Origin of the sequence: Curtobacterium sp. SP.BCo (assembly GCF_051903265.1) — a bacterium.
Lineage (GTDB): Bacteria > Actinomycetota > Actinomycetes > Actinomycetales > Microbacteriaceae > Curtobacterium.
Genome location: NZ_CP194337.1, coordinates 1,087,637 through 1,109,753 on the forward strand (window position 1 = coordinate 1,087,637; position 22,117 = coordinate 1,109,753).

The 22,117-nt window shown below is 71.0% G+C and carries 19 protein-coding genes; 17 read left to right on the plus strand and 2 right to left on the minus strand.

Annotated features, from left to right (window positions below; genetic code table 11):
* Positions 1-111: 111 nt before the first annotated feature.
* Complete coding sequence (locus ACRQ4B_RS05240; protein WP_439693632.1) at positions 112-1,254, plus strand: class I SAM-dependent methyltransferase; 1,143 nt, start codon at positions 112-114, stop codon at positions 1,252-1,254.
* A 45-nt stretch (positions 1,255-1,299) separates the two neighbouring features.
* Here the strand turns inward: ACRQ4B_RS05240 and ACRQ4B_RS05245 are convergent, their stop codons facing one another.
* Both ACRQ4B_RS05245 and ACRQ4B_RS05250 read right to left on the minus strand, forming a co-directional pair.
* On the minus strand, positions 1,300-2,130 hold the full coding sequence (locus tag ACRQ4B_RS05245; protein ID WP_439693633.1) for an aldo/keto reductase: 831 nt from the start codon (positions 2,128-2,130) through the stop codon (positions 1,300-1,302).
* A gap of 58 nt (positions 2,131-2,188) precedes the next feature.
* A complete protein-coding gene (locus tag ACRQ4B_RS05250) occupies positions 2,189-2,587 on the minus strand; it encodes a pilus assembly protein CpaE (RefSeq protein ID WP_439693634.1) in 399 nt (132 codons plus the stop codon).
* Positions 2,588-2,822: 235 nt separating this feature from the next.
* Between ACRQ4B_RS05250 and ACRQ4B_RS05255 the strand changes: the two genes are divergently transcribed.
* The 16 genes from ACRQ4B_RS05255 (at position 2,823) to ACRQ4B_RS05330 (ending at position 21,591) form a co-directional block, all read left to right on the plus strand.
* A complete protein-coding gene (locus ACRQ4B_RS05255; RefSeq protein WP_439693635.1) occupies positions 2,823-5,615 on the plus strand; it encodes a glycoside hydrolase family 2 protein in 2,793 nt (930 codons plus the stop codon).
* Positions 5,616-5,727: 112 nt separating this feature from the next.
* A complete protein-coding gene (locus ACRQ4B_RS05260) occupies positions 5,728-7,197 on the plus strand; it encodes a sugar transferase (protein WP_439693636.1) in 1,470 nt (489 codons plus the stop codon).
* A gap of 145 nt (positions 7,198-7,342) precedes the next feature.
* Positions 7,343-7,618 carry a twin-arginine translocase TatA/TatE family subunit gene (gene tatA, locus ACRQ4B_RS05265; protein WP_439693637.1) on the plus strand — a complete coding sequence of 92 codons (276 nt, stop codon included), beginning with the start codon at positions 7,343-7,345 and terminating at the stop codon, positions 7,616-7,618.
* A 283-nt stretch (positions 7,619-7,901) separates the two neighbouring features.
* Positions 7,902-9,308, plus strand: a complete 1,407-nt coding sequence (locus ACRQ4B_RS05270) for an MFS transporter (protein ID WP_439693638.1) — start codon at positions 7,902-7,904, stop codon at positions 9,306-9,308.
* 51 nt (positions 9,309-9,359) lie between these two features.
* On the plus strand, positions 9,360-11,528 hold the full coding sequence (locus ACRQ4B_RS05275) for an ATP-dependent Clp protease ATP-binding subunit (RefSeq protein ID WP_439693639.1): 2,169 nt from the start codon (positions 9,360-9,362) through the stop codon (positions 11,526-11,528).
* Between the two features lie 83 nt (positions 11,529-11,611).
* Positions 11,612-12,166 (plus strand): DUF2231 domain-containing protein, encoded by a 555-nt coding sequence (locus ACRQ4B_RS05280; RefSeq protein ID WP_439693640.1) that lies wholly within the window; start codon positions 11,612-11,614, stop codon positions 12,164-12,166.
* A gap of 61 nt (positions 12,167-12,227) precedes the next feature.
* On the plus strand, positions 12,228-12,350 hold the full coding sequence (locus tag ACRQ4B_RS05285) for a hypothetical protein (protein ID WP_439693641.1): 123 nt from the start codon (positions 12,228-12,230) through the stop codon (positions 12,348-12,350).
* 22 nt (positions 12,351-12,372) lie between these two features.
* Positions 12,373-13,026 (plus strand): response regulator transcription factor, encoded by a 654-nt coding sequence (locus ACRQ4B_RS05290; protein ID WP_439693642.1) that lies wholly within the window; start codon positions 12,373-12,375, stop codon positions 13,024-13,026.
* Positions 13,023-14,198, plus strand: coding sequence for an ATP-binding protein (locus ACRQ4B_RS05295; RefSeq protein WP_439693643.1), 1,176 nt, complete (start codon positions 13,023-13,025; stop codon positions 14,196-14,198). The genes ACRQ4B_RS05290 and ACRQ4B_RS05295 overlap by 4 nt, the downstream gene beginning before the upstream one ends.
* A 311-nt stretch (positions 14,199-14,509) precedes the next feature.
* Positions 14,510-15,007, plus strand: coding sequence for a hypothetical protein (locus tag ACRQ4B_RS05300; RefSeq protein WP_439693644.1), 498 nt, complete (start codon positions 14,510-14,512; stop codon positions 15,005-15,007).
* Entirely contained in the window at positions 15,004-16,092 is a 1,089-nt protein-coding gene (locus tag ACRQ4B_RS05305; protein WP_439693645.1) for a peptidoglycan-binding protein, read from the plus strand. Before ACRQ4B_RS05300 ends, ACRQ4B_RS05305 begins: the two co-directional genes overlap by 4 nt.
* Positions 16,089-16,853 carry an ABC transporter ATP-binding protein gene (locus tag ACRQ4B_RS05310; RefSeq protein ID WP_439693646.1) on the plus strand — a complete coding sequence of 255 codons (765 nt, stop codon included), beginning with the start codon at positions 16,089-16,091 and terminating at the stop codon, positions 16,851-16,853. Before ACRQ4B_RS05305 ends, ACRQ4B_RS05310 begins: the two co-directional genes overlap by 4 nt.
* Positions 16,850-18,040, plus strand: coding sequence for an ABC transporter permease (locus ACRQ4B_RS05315; protein ID WP_439693647.1), 1,191 nt, complete (start codon positions 16,850-16,852; stop codon positions 18,038-18,040). The genes ACRQ4B_RS05310 and ACRQ4B_RS05315 overlap by 4 nt, the downstream gene beginning before the upstream one ends.
* 294 nt (positions 18,041-18,334) lie before the next feature.
* Complete coding sequence (locus ACRQ4B_RS05320) at positions 18,335-19,660, plus strand: sugar ABC transporter substrate-binding protein (RefSeq protein WP_439693648.1); 1,326 nt, start codon at positions 18,335-18,337, stop codon at positions 19,658-19,660.
* A gap of 3 nt (positions 19,661-19,663) precedes the next feature.
* The gene (locus ACRQ4B_RS05325) at positions 19,664-20,704 is read left to right on the plus strand and encodes a carbohydrate ABC transporter permease (RefSeq protein ID WP_439693649.1); all 1,041 of its coding nucleotides are present in this window, start codon (positions 19,664-19,666) and stop codon (positions 20,702-20,704) included.
* Positions 20,701-21,591: a carbohydrate ABC transporter permease gene (locus ACRQ4B_RS05330; protein WP_439693650.1), complete on the plus strand. Its 891-nt coding sequence runs from the start codon at positions 20,701-20,703 to the stop codon at positions 21,589-21,591. Before ACRQ4B_RS05325 ends, ACRQ4B_RS05330 begins: the two co-directional genes overlap by 4 nt.
* Positions 21,592-22,117: the final 526 nt, after the last annotated feature.

Below are 22,117 nucleotides of genomic sequence, written 5' to 3' on the forward strand. Positions count from 1 at the left end.
TCGGATAGTTGTATGCAAAATATTAACATATCGAAGGTTGGGTGAACCATGCGCGTGCACAGGACCCCTGATCGGCCGCCCGCTCGTGGTGTCGGTGGGTACGCTTGCGCCGTGCCACCGGACTTCGCCGACTTCTTCCGCCGCCGTGACGATGCCGCCGCGGACCTCATCGCGATCGACGGCACGGACCGGTTCATCCTCGACGAGGCGCCGCACGTGCACGGCGACGCCCTCCGGCAGCCGGGCGAGGTCGCCGTCGTGGACGACCGGCACGGGGTGCTGACGCTCGGGGCGATCACGGTGCACGGCGCCTCGGACGTCCGGGTCGTGCAGGACTCGCTCGTCGGCGTGCGCGCGCTCGAGGCCAACGCCGGCACCTTCGGCCGCCGCGGCTTCCACCACCCGGACTCGCTCGAGCAGGCGTTCCGTGACGTGCGGCTCGTGCTGCTGCGGTTGTCGAAGTCGAACGACCGACTCGACGAGATCGCCCGCGCCGTCGCCCGGTTCGCCTCACCCGACGTCGTGCTGCTGTGCGGTGGGGTGTCGAAGCACATGAACCTGTCGCAGAACGACGTCCTCCGCCGGTACTTCGGCGACGTCACCGCGTCCCGAGGCCGTGGGAAGTCCCGGCTCCTCATCGCGCAGGACCCGCTCCGCGCCTCGGCCACCCGGGCGGACGCGACGAACCCCTGGCCCCGGTCGGTGCACGTCGACGACCTCGGCATGACCCTCGTCGCGCACGGCGGTGTGTTCGCCGGGACCTCGCTCGACCAGGGCACCCGGGTGCTGCTCGACACGATGGACGCCGCGGTGCCGACCGCACGGGTCGTCGTCGACCTCGGCTGCGGCAACGGCGTGATCGCCGCGGCCGTCGCCCGACGCCGTCCGATGGCGAAGGTGATCGCGACGGACGTCTCCGCGATCGCGGTGGCCTCGACGCGTGCGACGGCCGCCGCGAACGGTGTGGCCGACCGGGTCGAGGTCCTCCGGACCGACGCGGGCGACGAGCTCGCCGAGGGCTCGGCGCAACTCGTGCTCTGCAACCCGCCGTTCCACGCGGACACCACGGTGACCACCGACGCGGCCGAGGCGATGTTCCGGAACGCGGCCACGATCCTCCAGTCCGGCGGCGAACTGTGGTGCGTCTGGAACTCGCACCTGCGCTACCGGCCCGTGCTGGAGCGGCTCGTCGGCTCGACCCGCCAGGTCACCCGCACCGACAAGTTCACCGTCACCGCATCGCGCCGCGCATGACGAAGGGGCGGCCGCACGGCGACCGCCCCTTCGTCCGTCCGCGGCCTACGCCGGGATGTAGTCGAACGTGTCCGGGTCCGGACCCGTCCGGTGGCCCTTGTCGAGCGTCGAGATCGCGGTCATGTCCTCGTCGGAGAGCTCGAAGTCGAAGATCGCGAAGTTCTCCTCGACGCGGGCGCGGGTGACCGACTTCGGGAAGACGATGTCGCCGCGCTGGATGTGCCAACGGAGCACGACCTGCGCCGCGGACTTGCCCACGTTGCCGGCGATGCGGGTGATGGTCTCGTCGTCGAGGACGAGACCCTGCGCGATCGGCGACCAGGCCTCGGTCGCGATGCCGTGCTCACGGTCGTACGCGCGGAGCTCGTCCTGCGTCAGGTACGGGTGCACCTCGATCTGGTTGACGGCCGGGGTGATGGTCGTCTCGGCCGCGAGGCGGTTGAGGTGGTGCGCCTGGAAGTTGCTCACACCGATCGAGCGGGCGGTGCCGCCGCGGTACAGCTCCTCCATCGCCTTCCACGTCGGGACGAAGTCCGACACGGTGGGCAGTGGCCAGTGGATGAGGAACAGGTCGGTGTAGCCGCCGAGCAGGTCGGCCGACTTCTTGCCGTTCTCCGCCGCTGCTTCCGGGTCGTGGAAGCCGTTGTTCAGCTTCGAGGTGACGAAGATCTCCTCGCGGGGAATGCCGGACGCCTCGATGGCCTCGCCGACCTCCTTCTCGTTGCCGTACATCTCGGCGGTGTCGATGTGGCGGTAGCCGACCTCGAGCGCGGCCAGGGTGGCGGCCTTCGTCTCTTCGGGCTTGATCTGGAAGACGCCGAAGCCGAGCTGCGGGATCGTCTTGCCGTCGTTCAGGGTGATGTTCGGAACGGTCATGGTGCCATGCAACCAAAGGGCCCCCAGGAGCCATTCCGGGAACGCCCAGCCGGGCGGGTCAGTCCAGCGCCGCGGCGATGTACGCCCGGAGCGCCGCCCCGTACGCCTCGGCGGCGACCGGGTCTGTGAAGGTCCGTTGAGCGCCGTCGATCGTGGCGGTCACCGTGTACCCCGCGGTCAGCGACACGAACGCCGGACCGAGCAGTTCCCGCAGCTGGTCCTCGCGGGGGAGCCACAGCGACTCCGAGGCGTCCACCGAGTCGAGCGCCCACTCGGTCGTGCCGTTGAACCCGAGCACGGTGCCCGACGGGTAGTCGTGCCGCTCGACGGTCATCTCGGAGACGGTGTAGACGTCGTCGTCGACCCCGGGCTTGTCGATCACGAACCGGTCGCCGGTCGTGGGGTGCCAGCGGAGCCCGGCGTCGCGGAGGGATCGGGCGAGCGGAATGGAGATCACCCACCCCACGATGCACGCCGAACCGGGGCGGTGCATGGGTTGCGCCAAAGCTCGTCGTACTAGCATCGCCGAGCACCCACTCGCGCGTCCGCACCAGCGTCCGCGCGCGCGAACGCGACGACGCCCGGCAAACCGGTGCCGCGCCTCCAGGCCGAACGACCGGCCCTGGGGCGGGCCCCCGGCCGGCGTCCCGACCGAGGTGGGCACCAACCCGTCCGCCCAGAGAAGGACCCGCATGACCCTCGAACGCGAGGAACTCCGCGACGACTGGACCGTGACGATCGCCGGCGACGCCGTGCCGGCCGGCGCTCCGGACGGCGTGCGCCGGCAGATCCCGGCGACCGTCCCCGGCCAGGTGCACACGGACCTGCAGCGGGAGGGACTGCTGCCGGATCCCGCGTTCGACCGGAACGAGGACGCTGCGAAGTGGGTCGGTCGGGCCGACTGGAGCTACCAGCGGACCGTGGACGTCGACCCGCGCGGCTTCGAACGCGTCGACCTGGTGTGCGACGGACTCGACACGGTGGCGGAGCTGAGCCTCGACGGCGTCGTCGTGGGCACCACCCGGAACATGCACCGCCGCTACCGGTTCGACGCGCGCGACCAGACCGGCGGGGTGGGCCGCGGGAGCAAGACCCTGGAGCTCCTGTTCGAGTCGCCCTACCGCGAAGCCGGTCGTGTCGCTGCGAAGGCGGGCAGCATGCCCGGGCCGTACGACGAGCCGTTCCCGTACGTCCGCAAGATGGCGTCGAACTTCGGCTGGGACTGGGGGCTGACGGCGGTGACGAGCGGCCCGTGGCGTCCGGTCGCGATCGAGCGCTGGTCGACGGCACGCCTGCGGGACGTCCGGCCGTTGGTCGACGTCGAGGCCGGCGAGGGCGTGCTCGACGCGCACCTGACCGTCGAGCGCTCGGGGCTGAACGACCTCGACCAGGACGGCGAGGACGACGACCTCGTGCTGGTGGTCACGGTGAGCGGGCAGACCGTCGACGGGGCGTCGACGCGGCAGCGCTCCCGTGCGCAGCTCACGCCGCGGGACGACGAGACCGTGGTCACCGTGCGGGTCCCGGAGGTGCAGCGCTGGTGGCCGCGGGGCTACGGCGAGCAGCCGTTGTACGACGTGGTGGTCGAGCTGCAGACGGTGGACGGCGAGGTGCTCGACCGTTCGGCGTTCCGCACCGGGTTCCGGTCGACGCGGATCGACACCGCCTCGGATGCGGTCGGTAAGCCGTTCAACGTGCACGTGAACGGCACGCTCATCGACGTCCGTGGCGTGAACTGGATCCCGGACGACGTCATCGTCTCGCGGGTCTCCCGCGAGCGCGTGCTGTCGCGCCTGCGGGCGGCGGCCGACCTGAACGTCAACCTCCTGCGCGTCTGGGGCGGCGGGGTCTACGAGTCGAACGACTTCTACGAGGTCTGCGACGAGCTCGGACTGCTCGTCTGGCAGGACTTCCCCTTCGCCTGCTCGGCCTACCCCGAGGGCGAACCGATCCGCAGCGAGGTCATCGCCGAGGCGCGGGACAACGTCGCCCGGTTGTCCCGGCACCCGTCCCTCGTGGTCTGGAACGGCAACAACGAGAACGTCTGGCTGCACGACGTCGACGGCTGGGGCGACACCCTGGGCGACCGCGGGTGGGGGCTCGACTACTACCTCGACCTGCTGCCGACGATCGTCGACGCGGTGGACCCGTCGCGCTTCTACACGGTGGCGTCGCCGTGGTCGGGTGCGGAGTCGCTCGAACCGAACGACGTCGACCACGAGACGCACCACTCGTGGGACGTCTGGAACCGGCTGCCCGACACCGCCTACCGCGACTCGGTGCCGCGCTTCGTCTCGGAGTTCGGCTGGCAGGCGCCGCCCGCCTGGCGCACGCTGCGCGACGCGGTCACCGACGAGCCGCTGCGGGTGGACTCGCCCGGTGTGGTGCACCACCAGAAGGCCGCCGACGGGATGGGCAAGCTCGCCCGAGGGATCGAACCGCGGTTCGGTGCGGTCGCGCCGACCGACTTCGACCGGTGGCACTACCTGACGCAGCTGCAGCAGACGCGTGCCGTCGCGACGGGCGTCGAGCACTGGCGCACGCACTGGCCGCGCAACACCGGTGTCGTCGTCTGGCAGCTCAACGACCTCTGGCCGGTCGCATCGTGGTCGGCGATCGACTCGGCGGGGCGGCTGAAGCCGCTCGCGCACGAGCTGCGTCGGCTGTACGACGACGTGCTGCTGACGATCCGTCCGGTGTCGTCCCCGGGGTCGGCTGCCGTCGCGACGGGTGGCGCCGTGGGTGACGCGCCGGCCGACGCTCCGTCCGGCGCTCCCTCGGTCGTGTCGGCCGACGCTTCGTCGGTCGTGTCGGCCGACGCTCCGGCGGACGGCTCGGACCGGCCTGGAGGCGCGGATCGCCCCGCGTCGTCGACTCCCGCCGGCGAGACGGCTGATCTGGGCGACCTGGCGGACACCCTCTCGCTCGGGGTGTCGCCCGGGGCGTTCGGCAACTCGCCCGTCGAGGTCGCCGTCCGCTCCACCCGCGCCGGCCACGACAGCGTGGTGCGGGTGCGGCGGATCACGCTGTCGGGCACCGTGCTCGCCGAGGCCACGCTCCCGGTGCACCTGTCCGCAGCGGGTGTGGCCGTGGTGTCCCTGCCCGAGTCCGTCGGTGTGGTCGACGACCCGACGAACGAACTCGTCGTGGCGGACATGGACTGGCGACGGGCGGTCTGGACGCCGGCGCCGGACAAGCACATGCGGTGGGAGCCGGCACGGTACCGGACGACGTTCACGCCGTTCACCGGTGCTGACGGGGCGCCCGGCGGTCTCGACCTCGTGGTGGAGGCGATCGGGCTGGTGCGGGACCTGCTCCTCCAGCCGGACCGGATCGCCGCGGACGGCACCGTCGACCGTGGGTTCATGACCCTGCTGCCCGGTGAGCGCGTCTCCTTCCGGCTGCACGGCGTGACCGAGGCGGACGTCCCGGCGCTGACGGCGGAGCCCGTGTTCTGGAGCCTGGACCGCGTTCTCCGGCATTGATGTCCGAAACATCACCGTGATATATTGACCGCGGTGCTGCTCCACGTCGCGACCCGAGCGGCAGCGGCACCCGGTCGGTGAACCCGGCCGGACGCCGACCGGAGGGCTCCCGATGTCACTCACGCTGCGATCGCTCGCCACGGCTCAGGCTCCGGCGCGCTCCGTCGCTGCGCGCGGGGCCGGCCGTGGGCGCGTCTCGCTGTCGTTGCTCGACCTCGGGTTTCTGTGCGCGGCGTTCACCGTCGCCCACCTCGTCCGGTTCCCGGGCGAACTGCCCGTCGGTGCCGCAGGGTCGGGCTGGACCGAGTTCGTGGTCGCGCCGGTGCTGATCGGCACGTGGATGCTCCTGCTCCACGTGTTCCGCACCCGTGACCCCCGGATCGTCGGGGTCGGCGGCGACGAGTACCGGCGGCTCGTGACGGCGAGCCTGATCGCCGTCGCTTCGGTCGCCGCGGTCGCCTACGCGGTCCAGATCGACCTCGCGCGCGGCTACGTCGCGATCGCGTTCCCGCTCGGACTGCTCCTGCTGGCGTTGGGCCGCAAGGGAGCACGGACCGCGCTCGCCCGACGCCGTGCCCGTGGTGAGAGCCTGCAGGACGTGCTGCTCGTCGGGGACCTGGACGACGTCCGCTACGTCGGCCGGCGCATCGCCGCGACGCCCTCCGCCGGGTACCGCGTCCGCGCCGTGATCACCGACTGCGTGGAGCCCGGGGCGGCGATCGCGTTCGGTGGGGCGGAGGCCCCGGTGGTCGACGGCATCGCCCGGGTCCTCGACCGAGCGCGGACCGAGGGGGTCACGGCGGTCGTGGTGGCCGGTTCGATCGCCGGTGGGCACGAACGGCTCCGTCGGCTCGGCTGGCAGCTCGAGGAGATCGGCGTCGAACTCGTCGTCTCCTCGCCCCTGGCGGACATCGCTGCCGGGCGCGTGCATGAGCGGCCCGTTGATGGTCTGCCCCTCATGCACGTCGAGACCCCGGACTACCGGCAGCGGTTCGGCAAGCGCGCCCTCGACGTGGTCGGTGCGGGCGTCGGGCTGCTGGTCCTCGCCCCGGTGTTCGCCGTGATCACGCTCGTCATCCGGGCCGACGACCACGGCCCGGTCTTCTTCAGACAGACGCGTGTGGGTCGTGGTGGTCGGGAGTTCTCGATCCTCAAGTTCCGGACGATGTGCGTCGACGCCGAAGCACGGATGGCGGCGCTCGCGAGCTCGAACCAGGGGGCGGGACCGCTCTTCAAGATGAAGGACGACCCCCGGGTGACCCGGGCCGGCGCGTTCCTGCGGAAGACGTCGCTCGACGAACTGCCCCAGCTGTGGAACGTGCTCACCGGGTCGATGAGCCTCGTGGGGCCACGGCCGGCGCTCCCGCGGGAGGTCGCACTCTACGAGGACTTCGCCGACCGACGCCTGCTCGTCACCCCGGGCATCACCGGGCTCTGGCAGGTGAGCGGGCGCTCCGACCTGGACTGGGCCGACGGCGTCCGGCTCGACCTGCACTACGTCGAGAACTGGTCCTTCGTGCACGACATCGTCATCCTGGCCCGGACGATCCCGTCCGTGCTGCGCTCCCGGGGCGCCTACTGACGCCCTTGTCTGTGCGAACGGTGTCCGTTCGGGCAACCGGCCTGGGATTCCCGCGCCGTGCGAGTTACGATGGGGGAACCACGGACTTCCGCTGCACGTGTCGACGACGACACGAGAACAGCGACCAGTTCCAGATCAAGGAGTCATGATGCTCGGAAACCTCGGCGGCGTACACCTGCTGATCATCCTCGGGATCGTCATCCTGCTGTTCGGTGCGACCAAGCTCCCGGCGCTCGCCAAGGGCCTCGGTCAGTCGATCAACATCTTCAAGAAGGAGATGAGTGACGACGACAAGAAGGCGAAGGTCTCCGACACCGGTGTGCAGAACACCACCGTGACGAACACCGCGGCCGAGCCCGCTCCGCAGCCGGTCGTCAACCCCGGCCCTTCGGTCCAGCCGAACTCGGACCACCGCAGCTAGGACACCCAGCCCCGTCCTGTCGGCAGCCCCCGCGAGCATCGGTCGCGGGGGCTTCGTCGTGCGCGGGGTCGGGCTGGGGGTCTTCGTAGTGCGCGGCTTCGGGGCCGGGCGCTTCGTGAGCAGAAATCGTCGGGTGGCGGCGCGCGACCCGGCCATTCCTGCTCACGACGTCGGGCAGCAGTCGCACGGTGCGAGCCTGCGCGCGTGGGCGCCCGTCGTACGGTGCGAGCCGGGGTGCGCGGGTGCAGTCGCGGGCGTCGGTGCGCGGGTGGAGGATGAGCGCATGACCACCGCCCGAGCGCACGCCACCGCGCCCCTCCGCGACGACCGGCGCGTGGTGCTCGTCGTCGCGATCCTGGCGTCGTTCGTCGTCGGGCTCGACTCGAGCGTCGTGAACGTGGCGCTCCCGGCGATCCGGGACGAGCTCGGCGGGGGACTCGTCGTGCAGCAGTGGACCGTCGACGCCTACCTGGTGACGCTCGGGTCGCTCATCCTGGTGGCCGGGTCCCTGTCGGACGTGTTCGGTCGCGTCCGGATCATCACGTGGGGACTCGTGGTGTTCGGTGTGGCATCGGTGGCGTGTGCGATCGCCCCGACGGGCGAGGTCCTCATCGCGGCGCGGGCGTTCCAGGGCGTCGGGGGAGCGCTGGTGACCCCGAGCGCGCTCGCGCTCATCGTGGCGGCCTTCCGCGGGGCGGCGCAGTCGAAGGCGATCGGCACGTGGACGGCGTGGTCGAGTGCGGCGACGATCCTCGGGCCGGTGGTCGGCGGCCTGATCGTGGACGGGATCGGCTGGCGGTGGATCTTCGTGCTCACGGCGATCCCGATCGCGGTCACGATCCCGCTCGTGCGGCGCATCCGGGCCGAGGTCCGCGGTGGTCCGCGTGCCCGGGTGGACGTCGTCGGTGCGGTGCTCGCGGTCCTGGGCGTCGGGGGCGTGGTGCTCGGGCTCATCGAGCAGGAGCGCCTGGGGTGGGGCGCACCGGTCGTGCTCGGTGCGCTCGTGATCGGTGCGGTGGCGCTCGCGGCGTTCGTGCCGTGGGAGCTGCACGTCACCCGGCGCACCGGTGCGCCGCTCGTCCCGCTCGCGTTGTTCCGTGCCCGGAACTTCGCCGTCGGGAACCTCGCGACGCTGTCGATCTACGGCGCGCTCGGCATGGTCTTCTTCGTGGTGACGCTGTTCCTGCAGGAGGTCTGGCACTTCCCGGCGTGGGCGGCGGGCCTCGCGACGCTGCCGCCGACGGTGATGCTCCTGCTGCTCTCCACCACGGTCGGGTCGCTCGCGGGGAAGTACGGACCGCGGTGGTTCATGGCCGCAGGGCCGGCGATCGCTGCCGTCGGGGCGCTCCTGCTGCTCGTCGCGGGCGAGGACCCGACGGGGTACTGGTGGTCGGTGCTGCCGGGGCTGGTGCTGATCGGGGCGGGGATCTCCGTCATGGTGACCCCGCTGACGAGTGCCGTCCTGGGATCGGTGCCGCAGTCCGAGGCGGGGTCCGGGTCGGCGGTGAACAACGCGGTCGCCCGGGTCGCCGGACTGGTGACGGTGGCGCTGGCCGGGGTCGTCCTCGGGGGCGAGCTGAGTGTCGCGGGACTGCACCGTGCCATGGTCGTGATGGCGCTGCTCCTGCTCGCCGGTGCGGTCGTCAGCGCGGTCGGGATCCGCAACGACGGGGTACCGGATCGAACTTGAGTCGAGTAGACTCAAGGTATCGATCCACCCTGATCAGAAAGGACGAACGGCATGGCGAACCTCCAGGGCGCTCCTGACTCCCAAGAGCGTCAGAAGACCGCCCTCGAGCAGTACGGCGTCGACCTCACCGCGATCGCCCGGAGCGGCAAGCTCGACCCGGTGATCGGCCGCGACGCCGAGATCCGGCGCGTCAGCCAGGTGCTGACCCGCCGCACCAAGAACAACCCCGTGCTCATCGGGGAACCCGGCGTCGGCAAGACCGCCGTCGTCGAAGGACTCGCCCAGCGCATCGTCGCGGGTGACGTCGCCGACTCCCTCAAGGACAAGCGGCTCGTGTCGCTCGACATCTCCGCCCTCATCGCCGGCGCCAAGTACCGCGGCGAGTTCGAGGAGCGGCTCAAGGCCGTGCTCAAGGAGATCAACGACTCCGACGGCCAGGTCATCACCTTCATCGACGAGCTGCACACGCTGATGGGCGCGGGCGGCGGCGAGGGCTCCGTCGCGGCGTCGAACATGCTCAAGCCGATGCTGGCCCGCGGCGAACTGCGGCTCATCGGTGCGACGACCCTCGACGAGTACCGCGAGTACATCGAGAAGGACGCCGCCCTCGAGCGCCGCTTCCAGCAGGTCTACGTCGGCGAGCCCAGTGTCGAGGACGCCGTGGCGATCCTCCGCGGGCTCAAGGAGCGCTACGAGGCGCACCACAAGGTCTCCATCAACGACTCCGCCCTCGTCGCGGCGGCGAGCCTGTCGAACCGGTACATCTCCGGGCGTCAGCTGCCCGACAAGGCGATCGACCTCATCGACGAGGCAGCCAGTCGTCTCCGCATGGAGATCGACTCCAGCCCGGTCGAGATCGACGAGCTCAAGCGGAACGTCGACCGCCTGCGTGTCGAGGAGTTCGCGCTGAAGCAGGAGAAGGACGACGCCTCGAAGGCGCGTCTCGAGACCCTGCGGAACGAACTGCACACGCGTGAGGAACGTCTCGCCGCCCTCGAGCAGCGCTGGCAGGCCGAGCGCGCGAGCCTGAACCGGATCGGCGAGCTCAAGCAGCAGCTCGACGACCTCAACATGCGGAGCCAACGTGCCCAGCGCGAAGCCGACTACGCCACGGTGTCTCGGCTGGAGTACGCCGAGAAGCCCCGCATCGCGGCCGAACTCGCCGCAGCCGAACAGGCCGAGTCTGCCGACCGGATGGTGAACGACAGCGTCACCGACGAGGACATCGCCGCCGTGATCGCGCAGTGGACGGGCATCCCGATGGGGCGCCTGCTGCAGGGCGAGACCGAGAAGCTGCTGCACCTCGAGAGCGAGCTCGGCCGTCGGATCATCGGGCAGCGCAGTGCCGTGACGGCCGTGTCCGAAGCCGTCCGCCGTACCCGCGCCGGCATCTCCGACCCGGACCGCCCGACGGGGTCGTTCCTGTTCCTCGGCCCGACCGGCGTGGGCAAGACCGAGCTGGCCAAGGCCCTCGCCGAGTTCCTGTTCGACGACGAGAAGGCCCTCGTCCGCATCGACATGAGCGAGTACGGCGAGAAGCACTCGGTCGCGCGCCTGATCGGCGCCCCGCCCGGGTACGTCGGCTACGAGGCCGGCGGGCAGCTCACCGAGACCGTCCGGCGCCGCCCGTACTCCGTGGTGCTGCTCGACGAGATCGAGAAGGCGCACCCCGAGGTCTTCGACGTCCTGCTGCAGGTCCTCGACGACGGTCGCCTGACCGACGGGCAGGGCCGGACCGTGGACTTCCGGAACACGATCCTCATCCTGACGTCGAACCTCGGCTCGCAGTTCATGACCGACCCGTCCCTGAGCGACGTGCAGCGCGAGGAAGCCGTCCGGGAGCTCGTGCAGCAGGCGTTCCGTCCCGAGTTCATCAACCGGCTCGACGACATCGTCGTGTTCCAGTCGCTGACCGAGGAGGACCTCGGGCAGATCGTGTCGCTGGACGTCGACCGGCTGGCCCGACGACTCACCGATCGCCGGCTCGAGCTGGCGGTGACCCCGGACGCCCGGGGCTGGCTCGCCGAGCGCGGGTACGACCCCGTCTACGGCGCGCGTCCGCTCCGCAGGCTCATGCAGCGGCAGATCGACGACCGCCTCGCGCGGGCGATCCTGTCGGGCGAGGTGCGCGACGGCGACACCGTCCGCGTGGACGTCGCTCCGAGCGGCGAGGAACTCGTCGTCGAGCCCTTCGAACTGGCGGAGATCGTCGAGGAGTAGCGGGGGCGGTCGACGCAACCGACGGGAGGCCCGGTGCCGGTCCCTGGGACCGGCACCGGGCCTCCCGTGCTTACGTACAGTGCATGCCTGAGATCCGCGCGATCCGTCGCCTCACCGACGCTGTCGAGCACGCGAGCGTGCTCGACAAGGCCGTCGACATCGACCGCTCCGTCGTCCGCGCCCTCGCGAAGCCGAAGGCCCTCCGACAACTCCTGCACGGCGTGCCGTTCGGGCACCCGCTGCACCCGCTCATGGTGCAGGTCCCACTCGGCGCGTGGATCTCCGCGGCGGTCCTCGACCTCATCGGCGGGAAGGGCAACGCGCGGGCCGCGAAGACGCTCGTGGGTGTCGGGATCGTGTCGTCCGGCAGCGCCTCCGTCGCCGGGTACGTCGACTGGTCCGAGCTCGACCGCGAACAGCTCCGCACCGGCTGGGTGCATCAGGCGGTGAACTGGGCAGGCATCTCGTTGTACGGGCTGTCCTGGATGCAGCGGAAGCACGGGAACCACGGTGCCGGCAAGCTCCTCGGCTTCGCCGGGCTTGCGGTGGTCGGCGTCGGCGGGTACCTCGGTGGGCACCTGGCGTACCGGCAGCGTGCCGGGGTGAGCCGTGACGGCGAGGTGCCGTTCGACGCCTGAGCCGGAGTCGTCGCCCGTGCGGTTACGGGGACGAAACACGCCCTCGCGAAGACTCGGGGGCATGGACCACCTCAGCATCGACACCGTCCCGCTCGCCCTCGTCCCCGGACCCGGCGGCACAGAGTTCGTCATCCGCATCGATGAACAGGCGGGCACGGTCCATGTCGACCCAGCCGGCTCATAGGAACATCGCATGTAGTACTGGTGTGCGAGTACTCGTGGTGGATGATGAGATCGCCCTGGCCGACCTCGTCGCGAAGGGCCTGACCCGGCAGGACATGGCTGTGGATGTCGCCTACCGGGGCGACCACGCCGATGAGCTGCTCGCCGTCAACGACTACGACGTCGTCGTGCTCGACCGGGACGTCCCCGGACTGCACGGGGACGAGGTCGCCCGCCGGCTCGCGGCCCGGGGGAGCCTCACCCGGATCATCATGCTCACCGCGGCCACCACCCTCACCGACCGGGTGCACGGGCTCGAGCTGGGAGCCGACGATTACCTGGCGAAGCCGTTCGAGTACCCGGAGCTCGTCGCACGCGTCCGAGCGCTCGGCCGGCGCAGCGTCGCCCCGGTCGCTCCGGTCCTGGAACGTGCCGGGCTGCTCGTGGACACGAATCGACGCATGGTCACGCGCGACGGACGGCCGCTCGACCTCACCTCGAAGGAGCTCGGCGTGCTCGAGACCCTGCTCCGGGCCGACGGGCGGATCGTCTCCGCCGAGGAACTCCTCGAGAAGGTGTGGGACATGAACATCGACCCCTTCACCGCGGCGGTCCGGGTGACGATGTCGAAGCTCCGGAAGAAGCTCGGCGACCCCGACCCGATCCGGACGGTGCCGGGGAAGGGGTACGCGTTGTGAACCGGGTGGTGCGGACCTGGAGCATCCGCACCCGGACCGCACTGGTGTTCGCGCTCGCGGCGATGGTGCTGGCGGCCGGCGTCGTGGTGTTCTCGAACCTGATGTCGCAGGCGGGCGTCGGGGAGTTCGTCTCGACGACGGCACTGCGCGACGACGAGCCGATGCACGGTGCGGCCTCGGCGACTCCGCTCCCGGCGGGTGCCGCCCGGCCGTCGGACGAGACCGCGGACCGGTCCGCGACCCTCTCCGTCGTGCGCGTCGTCGCAGCGCAGCAGTGGCAGTGGTCGGCGATCGGCATCGCGGGAGCGGGCATCGTCGCCGGGGTGCTCGGGTGGTTCGTCAGCCGACGGATGCTCCGACCGATCGACCGGATCACCGAGACCGCGAACCGGATCACCGCGTCGAACCTCCACGAGCGCATCGCCCTCGACGGCCCCGACGACGAACTCCGCCGGTTGTCCGGCACCGTCGACGACCTGCTCGACCGGCTCGAGACGGCGTTCGAGAGCCAGCGGCGGTTCGTCGCGCAGGCGTCCCACGAGCTCCGGACACCGCTCGCCGTGCAGCGGGCAGCCGTGCAGATCGGGCTTGACGACGGCGCGGACCCCGGGGACGTCCGGGCGGTCCGCGAGCAGCTGCTCGACCAGAACCGGCGCACCGAGCACCTCGTCGAGTCGTTGCTCGTGCTCGCGGAGGCCGACCGCGGCCTCGCGGGCGCGGCCGAGGACGTCGATCTCGGCCTCGTCGCCGAGCAGGTCGTCGCGGGAGCGACCGGAGGCGCCCACGAGGCGGCCGTGACGTTGTCCCACGAGACGCTCGTCGTGCCTCCTGGCCGTCCCCTCGTGCGGGGCGAGCCGACGCTCGTGCGGCAGCTCCTCGCCAACCTCGTCGGCAACGCCGTCGAGTACAACGAACCGGGCGGGTTCGTCCGTGTGACCATCCGCGACGACGGGCTCGTCGTGGAGAACTCCGGACCCGTCGTGCCCATCGAGGTAGCCCCGCTGCTGGTCGAGCCGTTCCGACGCTGCCCGGAGGCCCCCGGCGGCGACGGCGGGCGGCACAGCGGGCTGGGGCTGTCGATCGTCGCGTCCATCGCGCAGGCGCACGGGTGGCGGCTGGACGTCACCGCGCGCCCCGAGGGCGGCCTGTGCGTCGACGTTTCGTCGGTGTAACCCGTCGGGCGCCGGGGGCGAAACACCCGGTCCGGTGTGCTGGTCACATGACGCACACCGCACGCAACCGCCACCGCCTCCCCGCGGTCACGGCACTCCTGGTCGTCGGCGCCGTCCCGCTCGGGTTGACGGCGTGTTCCGCCGGTCCGGACGCCCCGACGGCGAAGGAACTGACCAGCCGTGTCGGGTCTGCCTGCGTCGGAAACGCCAGCGCGCAGGAACCACACGGCACGGATCCTCGGCAGGACGTTCCGAGCACGACCATCCAGCACGTCGGCTGACGCCGACCGAACGACAAGGAGACCACCATCATGCAGAAGACCAAGACCCTCATCGCCGTCGCCGCCGCCGTCGTGCTGCTGCCCGGTCTGCTCGCCGGCTGCTCGGGAGCGCCGTCGAGCGACTCGACCGACCGGGCGTCCGGGAGCAAGGGGTCCGGCGCCTCACTCTCCTCGTGCATGCGTGACAAGGGGTACGACATGCCGGACCCGTCGTCCGGTGGGCGCGAGATGACGCTGTCCGCGCCGGACGGTGTCGACACGGAGCAGTGGAGCGCCGACTTCGCGAAGTGTGCCGGCGAGTCGGGAGCGGGCGACGTGCAGGCCGCGAAGCCGATGGGCAACCCGGAGCAGTTGCAGCAGATCGCGAAGTGCATCCGCGAGAACGGCTTCGCCGACTACCCGGACGACCAGGAGGGCCAGATGGCCTACAAGCCGTCTGACACCGACGCGCTGGCTGACGCCGAGTCGAAGTGCTTCGAGGACGTCTTCGGCAAGGACGCCATGAGCGGCGAGGGAGTGTCGAAGTGACGGTCTGGACGCATCGACGGGCACTCGTCACGAGCGCGTGCCTCATCGCCGCGCTCGCCGCTGGTGCCGGGACGTGGGCAGTCGTCGACCTGCAGACCGCGCCGTCCTCGGCCGCGGCTGACGGCTCCGGGTCCGGCGGTTCCGGTCGTGGCGCTTCCGGGTCCAGCTCGGGCCGGCACGCGACGACGACGGTGACGAAGGGGGACCTGACGGACTCGAAGGTCTTCGCCGGCACCCTGGGCTACGGCACGGCGACCGGGGTCCCCGGCGCCGCCTCCGGGACCCTCACGTGGCTGCCGAAGCCCGGGCAGGTCATCCGGAGCGACGAGTTCCTCTACGCCGTCGACGAGCGCGGTGTCCGGGCGATGCACGGCACCGTCCCGCTCTGGCGCTCCCTCGAGCGCGGGCTGCACGGCACCGACGTGCGGCAGTTGAACGACGCCCTCGCCGCCCTCGGCTACGACGTCGCACAGGACGACACGTTCGGCCCGCGGACGCAGCGTGCCGTGAAGCAGTGGCAGAAGGACCGCGGGCACAAGGTCACCGGCGTGCTGACCTCGGCGGACATCGCGTTCGTCGACGGGGACGTCCGGGTGGCCTCGGTCGACGGGAAGCTCGGGCAGCCGGCCGGCGGCGACGTCCTCAGCGTGACCAGCACGAAGCGCATCGTCACCGCGACGGTCTCGCAGCGCGACGCCGAGCGGCTCGTGGTCGGCACGACGGTGCAGGTCCGGATCAACGGTGCGGGCGAGCCGATGGCCGGCGAGGTCGCGGACGTGCAGCCGAGTGCGGGGGACGACGCCGGGTCGAAGGTCGACGTGTCGGTGTCGTTCGACCCGGGCGACCGGAAGCTCCCCGCGGCGGCCTCGGCGCAGATCGACGCCGCAGGGTCGACCGAGCAGGACGTGCTGTCCGTCCCGGTGGCGGCGCTCGTCACCACGGGCGACGGGGAGTACGCGGTCGATGTGGTCCGGCGTGACGGGACGACGAAGCGCGTGTCGGTGACGCCGGGCTTCATCGCCGGCGGGAGGATCGCGCTGACGGGCGACGTGTCCGAGGGCGACCGCGTCGTGGTGCCGGGATGACGCGCGCCCGTGCTGCCGTGGCGGCCCCGGCGGTTCCCGGCCCGGTCCTCTCGCTGCGCGACGTCACCAAGACGTACGGCGACGTCGGCGCGCTCCGCGGTGTGACGCTCGACGTCGCCGCCGGGGAGCTCGTCGCCGTCGTCGGCCCGTCCGGGTCCGGCAAGTCCACGATGCTCAACATCGTCGGCACGCTCGACCGTCCCACCGACGGCTCGGTGTCCATCGCCGGGAACGACGTCGCGACGATGTCGGACGACGCCCTGTCGGCACTGCGTGCCGAGCACGTCGGGTTCGTGTTCCAGCACTTCCACCTGCAGGCCGGTGCCACGGCGGCGGAGAACGTCGCCGACGGGTTGCTCTACGCGGGCACCGGGCGTCGGGAGCGTCACCGGCGTGCGGTCGACGCGCTCGACAAGGTCGGGCTCGGGCACCGTGTGGACCACCGACCGAACCAGCTGTCCGGCGGCGAGAAGCAGCGGGTCGCGATCGCCCGCGCGATCGTCGGCGACCCGACGATCCTGCTCGCAGACGAACCGACCGGTGCGCTCGACTCTGCCTCGGGGGCGGCGATCCTGGCGCTCCTGCGCGAGCTGAACGCCGCGGGGACGACGGTGCTCGTCATCACGCACGACCTCGACCTCGCCGCGTCCCTGCCCCGCCAGGTGCGGATGCGGGACGGGCTGGTGGAGCACGACTCGGGCGCGGGTGCTGACCGACTGTCGGCGCCCGACCTCGCCGCTGCGATCGGTGGTGTCTCGTGAGCGCCGTGCGGTCGCGGGTCAGCCCTGCGGACCTCCTCCGGCTCGGCGTGTTCGGGCTGCGGACCCGTCCGGGTCGCGTCGTGCTGTCGGCGCTCGGCATCGCGATCGGCATCGCCGCGATGATCGCCGTCGTCGGGATCTCGTCGTCGAGCAAGGCGAAGGTCGACCAGGTCCTCGACGCCCTCGGCACGAACGTCCTCACCGCCTCGAAGGCGCAGGGCTTCGGGGAGACGCCCCCGCTGCCGGACACGGCACTGGAGTCGGTGCTGCGGCAGGACGACGTCGAGTCCGCTGCCGCGGTCGGCACGGTCGCGGACGGCGCGGTCTACCGGAACGAGTTCATCCCCGCGCCCGAGACGAAGGGCATCGGTGTGCTGGCTGCCTGGGGCGACGTGCCGAAGGTGCTCGGCGGGACGTTCTCCTCCGGGCACTGGATCGACGACGCACCGGACGCTCCGCCCCAGGTGGTCCTGGGCGCCGACGCCGCCGAGGCCCTCGGGATCGACCGGGTGGACGCGGACACGCGCGTCTGGATCGGCGGGCAGTGGGTCCAGGTCGTCGGGGTCCTCGAGCCGATCCAGCTCGCGGACGACCTCGACAACCAGGTCTTCGTCCCACGAGGGTTCGCCCAGCAGCTCGGATTCGACGGTGCTCCCTCGTCGGTCTACACGCGGGTCGACCCGGAGCGGGTCGAGCAGGCACGGGACGTGCTCGCCGGCGCGATCCGTCCGGGGTCGCCGCAGGACGTGGGGGTCACGCGGCCCTCGGACGCACTCGCCGCGAAGAACGCGACCGACGAGTCCTTCACCGGGCTGCTCGTCGGCATCGGCGGGGTGGCGCTGCTCGTCGGCGGCATCGGCGTCGCGAACACGATGGTCATCACGGTGCTCGAGCGTCGGGCCGAGGTCGGTGTTCGGCGTGCGCTCGGGGCCAGGCGGCGGAACATCCGCGACCAGTTCCTGGTGGAGTCGTTGCTGCTGTCGTTCCTCGGCGGGGTCGCCGGGGTGGTGATCGGGGTCGGCGTGACGATCGCGTTCGCGGTCGGGCAGGGCTGGCCGATCGCGATCCCGCTGTGGGCCGTGGCCGGTGGGCTCGGAGCGACGGTCGTGATCGGCGGGGTGTCCGGGCTGTACCCGGCAGCGCGCGCAGCGCGCATCCCGCCGACGTCCGCACTGGCGGCGGTCTGACGGCGCGACGCGCAGGAGAGGTGACTGCCTGGAGGCGCGGCGCCGGTCCGACGGGCCGGTGTCACGCCTCCAGTCCGTTGCGGTGATGCTGCTCCGTGGGGCGGAATCATGCCTGGTCATGACCAGTCATGTCAAGGAATGTGGTGGATCTGTTCCGCATCCGTGATCCCCCGGAAACACGCGGATCCTCGGCTCTCCACAGGGTCCGAATCGGTGGTTGACAACCCTGCGGGATGGGGCTTCACTGTCCATTACGCAACGTCCTTTCATAAAGGTCGGACCAAGGGAGTCAACGTGACACGCACGCGTTTCGCCGCACTCGGTGCGCTCGCCCTCGTAGGCGCGCTCGCCCTCACCGGGTGCTCCGCCGGAAGCAACGGAGCTTCCGACGGCGGCACGAAGTCCATCGGCACGCCCGATGGCAAGGGCAAGACCATCACCGTCTGGATCATGAACGGCGACCTCAGCCCGAAGATCCTCGACGTCGCCGAGAAGCAGTTCACCAAGGCCACCGGCGCCAAGGTGAAGCTGCAGCTCCAGCAGTGGGACGGCATCACGACGAAGCTGACCACGGCGCTCGCGCAGAAGGACGCCCCGGACGTGGTCGACCTCGGCAACACGCAGGTGCCCGTGTACGCGGCGACCGGAGGCCTCATGAACCTCTCGCCGTACAAGAAGGAACTCGCCGACGGGCAGACCTGGCTCTCCGGTCTCGAAGGGCCCGCGACCGTCGACGGCAAGCTCTACGGCGCCCCGCTCTTCGCCGGCAACCGCGCCGTCATCTACAACAAGAAGACCTGGGCCGACGCCGGCGTCACCGACGTCCCGAAGTCCTACGACGAGCTCACCGCCGACCTCGACAAGGTCAAGGCGAAGAACCCGCAGGCCGACTTCTCCGCCTTCTACATGCCCGGGCAGTACTGGTACGGCGGGCTGCAGTGGGTGTGGGACGCCGGTGGGCAGATCGCGACCGAGAAGGGCGGCAAGTGGAAGGGGGCGATCGACTCCGCAGACGCCGTCAAGGGCCTGACCGCCTGGAAGGACTTCCAGAACACCTACTCGGCGAAGTCCACGCAGGACATCAACACGGACAAGCCGGCCGAGTCGGACGTCTTCGCGCAGGGCAACACCTCCGCGATCCTGGGCTCGGCGTGGGAGATCGGGTCGATCACCACCGCCAAGCCCGAGCTCAAGGACCAGATCGGCACGTTCGCGATGCCGTCGCAGACCGCGGGCAAGACGCAGCCGGTGTTCCTGGGCGGGTCGGACCTCGGCATCCCCTCGAAGTCGGCGAACCAGGACCTGGCGCTGTACTACATGAAGATCCTGACCTCGAAGAAGTTCCAGCAGGACCAGGTGTTCGGGGTCGACGGCTGGGAGCCGAACTCGACGCAGCTCCTCGACGCGGTCGCCGGTGACGTGGACGAACTCCACAAGCCGTACTTCACGGCGGCCTCGACCAGCCGTCCGACGCCGGCCACCCCGGGCTGGGCGACGATCGAGGGTGACTCGACCTTCCAGACGATGTTCGCCGACATCGCCACCGGACGGAAGACGCCGCAGCAGGCTGCCGAGGGCTTCTCGGAGCACCTCACGTCCGCGCTCAACGCGCAGCAGTAGTCGATGACCTCCACCGCAGAGCGGGTCCCCGGTTCGGCACAGGCCGAGCCGGGGACCCGGCACGGTCCGGGAGGCACGGGTCGGCTCGGTTCCGGCGGCTCCGGTCCGCGGGGTGGCCGGGGCGCGGGCCGCCGGCCGCGTCGTCGGTCGATCACGTCCTCGCGGGCACCGCTCGTGCTGCTCGCGCCCGCGGCGATCCTGCTGCTCGCGCTCGTCGTCTACCCGCTCGTCCGGCTCGTCGTCATCTCCTTCCAGGACTACGGCCTCCGGGCGATCTTCACCGGGCAGGCGGGGTTCGCCGGTCTCACGAACTACACGAACGTCCTGACCGACGCGAGCTTCTGGCCGGTCATCCTCCGCACCGTGCTCGTCACCGGTGCCATGGTGGTCGGCACGATCGGCATCGGCATGGCGGTGTCGCAGATGCTCACCCGGCTCGGCGTCGTGATGCGCACCGTCGTGAGCGTCGTGCTCGTGCTCGCGTGGGCGATGCCGAACGTGGCGTCGAGCCTGGTGTGGCAGTGGCTGTTCCAGCCGTTCTACGGCGTCCTCAACTGGCTCATCACGCAGCTCGGGGTGTTCGGCGACCACACGCAGGACAACTGGGCGTCCAGCCCGGGGCAGGCGCTCACCATCGTGCTGTCCCTCGTCATCTGGCAGGCGGTGCCGTTCGTCGCGCTGACCCTGTACGCGGCGCAGTCGCAGATCGCGCCCGAGTACTACGAGGCCGGTTCGCTCGACGGGGCCTCGGCGTGGGCGATGTACCGGGCGATCACCCTGCCGGCGCTCGTGCCGACCCTGCTGCTCGTCACGATCCTCTCGGTGATCTGGGACTTCAACGTCTTCAACCAGATCTGGCTGCTCACCAAGGGCGGTCCGGAGGACACCACGCTCACGCTCGGCATCTGGACGTTCGTGAAGTCCTTCGTGTCCAACGCGTACGGGCAGGGCGCAGCGATCGCCGTCATCTCGACGCTGATCCTCGGTGCGCTCACCAGCTACTACATCCGCCGGCTCGTCCGGAGCGGGGAGGAAGACCTGTGACCGCCACGCCCTCCGCCCCTCCCGCACCGGTCCAGGCACCGGTGGTCGCCCCTGCACGGCAGCGTCGACGGAAGCCCCGGGTGCTCGTCAACGTCGTCGCCGTGGTGTTCTGCCTGGTCTGGGTGTTCCCGATCTACTGGATGGTGAACACGGCGTTCAAGCCCTCCGACGAGGTCACGACGCTCACACCGATCTGGCTCCCGCTGCGGCCGACGCTCGAGAACTTCACGCGGGCGCTGACGCAGGACGGCTTCCTCGTGTACCTGCGGAACTCCGCGATCGTCGTGGTGGCCGCGGTGCTGCTGTCGATCGTCGTCGGTTTCCTGGCCTCGGCGGCGCTCTCGCGCTTCCGGTTCCGCGGGCGTCGGGCGATCCTGGTGGCGATCCTGTTCGTGCAGATGATCCCGTCCGGGGCGCTGCTCATCCCGCTGTTCCTGTCGTTCCAGACCCTCGGGCTGCTCAACAGCTACACCGGGCTGATCCTGGCCTACGTCGCGAGCGTCCTGCCGTTCTCGATCTGGGTGATGCGCGGGTTCTTCGTCGCGGTGCCGGTCGAGATCGAGGAGGCCGCGAAGGTCGACGGCGCCGGCACCTTCCGCATCCTGTGGAGCGTGCTGTTCCCGCTGGTGATGCCAGGGGTCATCGCGACGAGCGTCTTCGCGTTCATCGCGGCGTGGAACGACTACCTCACCGCGTACGTGATGCTCAAGGACCAGGGGATGTACACGCTGCCGGTGTGGCTCGCCGGGTTCTCCACCAACAAGGGAACCGACTTCGGCGGCCTGATGGCGGCGTCGGTGCTGTTCTCGATCCCGGTCGTGGTGTTCTTCCTGATCGTGCAGCGCCGCCTGGTGAGCGGCATGACCGCGGGCGCCGTCAAGGGCTGACCCGAGGCCGCGCACCCGCTGGTGCTGCGCGCGGCCGCCGCGCAGCCGCCGCCGCCCGCCCGCCGCCGCCGCCCGCCGCCGCCGCTGAGATCGCACTTCGGCCCGGTTCCCGCCACGGGAGCCGGGCCGAAGTGCGATCTCGCGGGCGTACTCCGCGTGCGTCCGCGCCGTGCTCCGGGGGTGTCGCGCCCGGACCCGATTCGGTTGGCCGTGCCCGGACCCGTGTCGGTTGGTCGCAGAACGTGTCGCCGTGGCCCGCGACGGACGGCATGTCGTGCGACCAGCGCGCAACGCGCGACGACCGCGCCCAGCGCCCAGCGCCCAGCGGCCAGCGGCTAGCGGCCCGCGGCCCGCGGCCCGCGGCCCGCGGCCCGCGCCCAGCGACCACCTGCCGCCGCTGAGATCGCACTCGGGGCCGGTTCCCGCCACGGAAACCGGGCCGAAGTGCGATCTCACGGGCACACTCCGCCTGCGACCGTGTTGGTTTCGGGACGAAATGGTTGCGAACGTGTGACTTTCGGACGTA

Excerpts from the sequence above, each read along its gene's own strand:
- ACRQ4B_RS05325 (WP_439693649.1), top strand. The coding sequence starts at position 19,664 with ATGACCTCCACCGCAGAGCGGGTCCCCGGTTCGGCACAGGCCGAGCCG.
- ACRQ4B_RS05255 (WP_439693635.1), top strand. The coding sequence starts at position 2,823 with ATGACCCTCGAACGCGAGGAACTCCGCGACGACTGGACCGTGACGATC.
- ACRQ4B_RS05310 (WP_439693646.1), top strand. The coding sequence starts at position 16,089 with ATGACGCGCGCCCGTGCTGCCGTGGCGGCCCCGGCGGTTCCCGGCCCG.
- ACRQ4B_RS05280 (WP_439693640.1), top strand. The coding sequence starts at position 11,612 with ATGCCTGAGATCCGCGCGATCCGTCGCCTCACCGACGCTGTCGAGCAC.
- ACRQ4B_RS05260 (WP_439693636.1), top strand. The coding sequence starts at position 5,728 with ATGTCACTCACGCTGCGATCGCTCGCCACGGCTCAGGCTCCGGCGCGC.
- ACRQ4B_RS05300 (WP_439693644.1), top strand. The coding sequence starts at position 14,510 with ATGCAGAAGACCAAGACCCTCATCGCCGTCGCCGCCGCCGTCGTGCTG.
- ACRQ4B_RS05245 (WP_439693633.1), bottom strand. The coding sequence starts at position 2,130 with ATGACCGTTCCGAACATCACCCTGAACGACGGCAAGACGATCCCGCAG.
- tatA (WP_439693637.1), top strand. The coding sequence starts at position 7,343 with ATGATGCTCGGAAACCTCGGCGGCGTACACCTGCTGATCATCCTCGGG.
- ACRQ4B_RS05285 (WP_439693641.1), top strand. The coding sequence starts at position 12,228 with ATGGACCACCTCAGCATCGACACCGTCCCGCTCGCCCTCGTCCCCGGA.
- ACRQ4B_RS05275 (WP_439693639.1), top strand. The coding sequence starts at position 9,360 with ATGGCGAACCTCCAGGGCGCTCCTGACTCCCAAGAGCGTCAGAAGACC.
- ACRQ4B_RS05270 (WP_439693638.1), top strand. The coding sequence starts at position 7,902 with ATGACCACCGCCCGAGCGCACGCCACCGCGCCCCTCCGCGACGACCGG.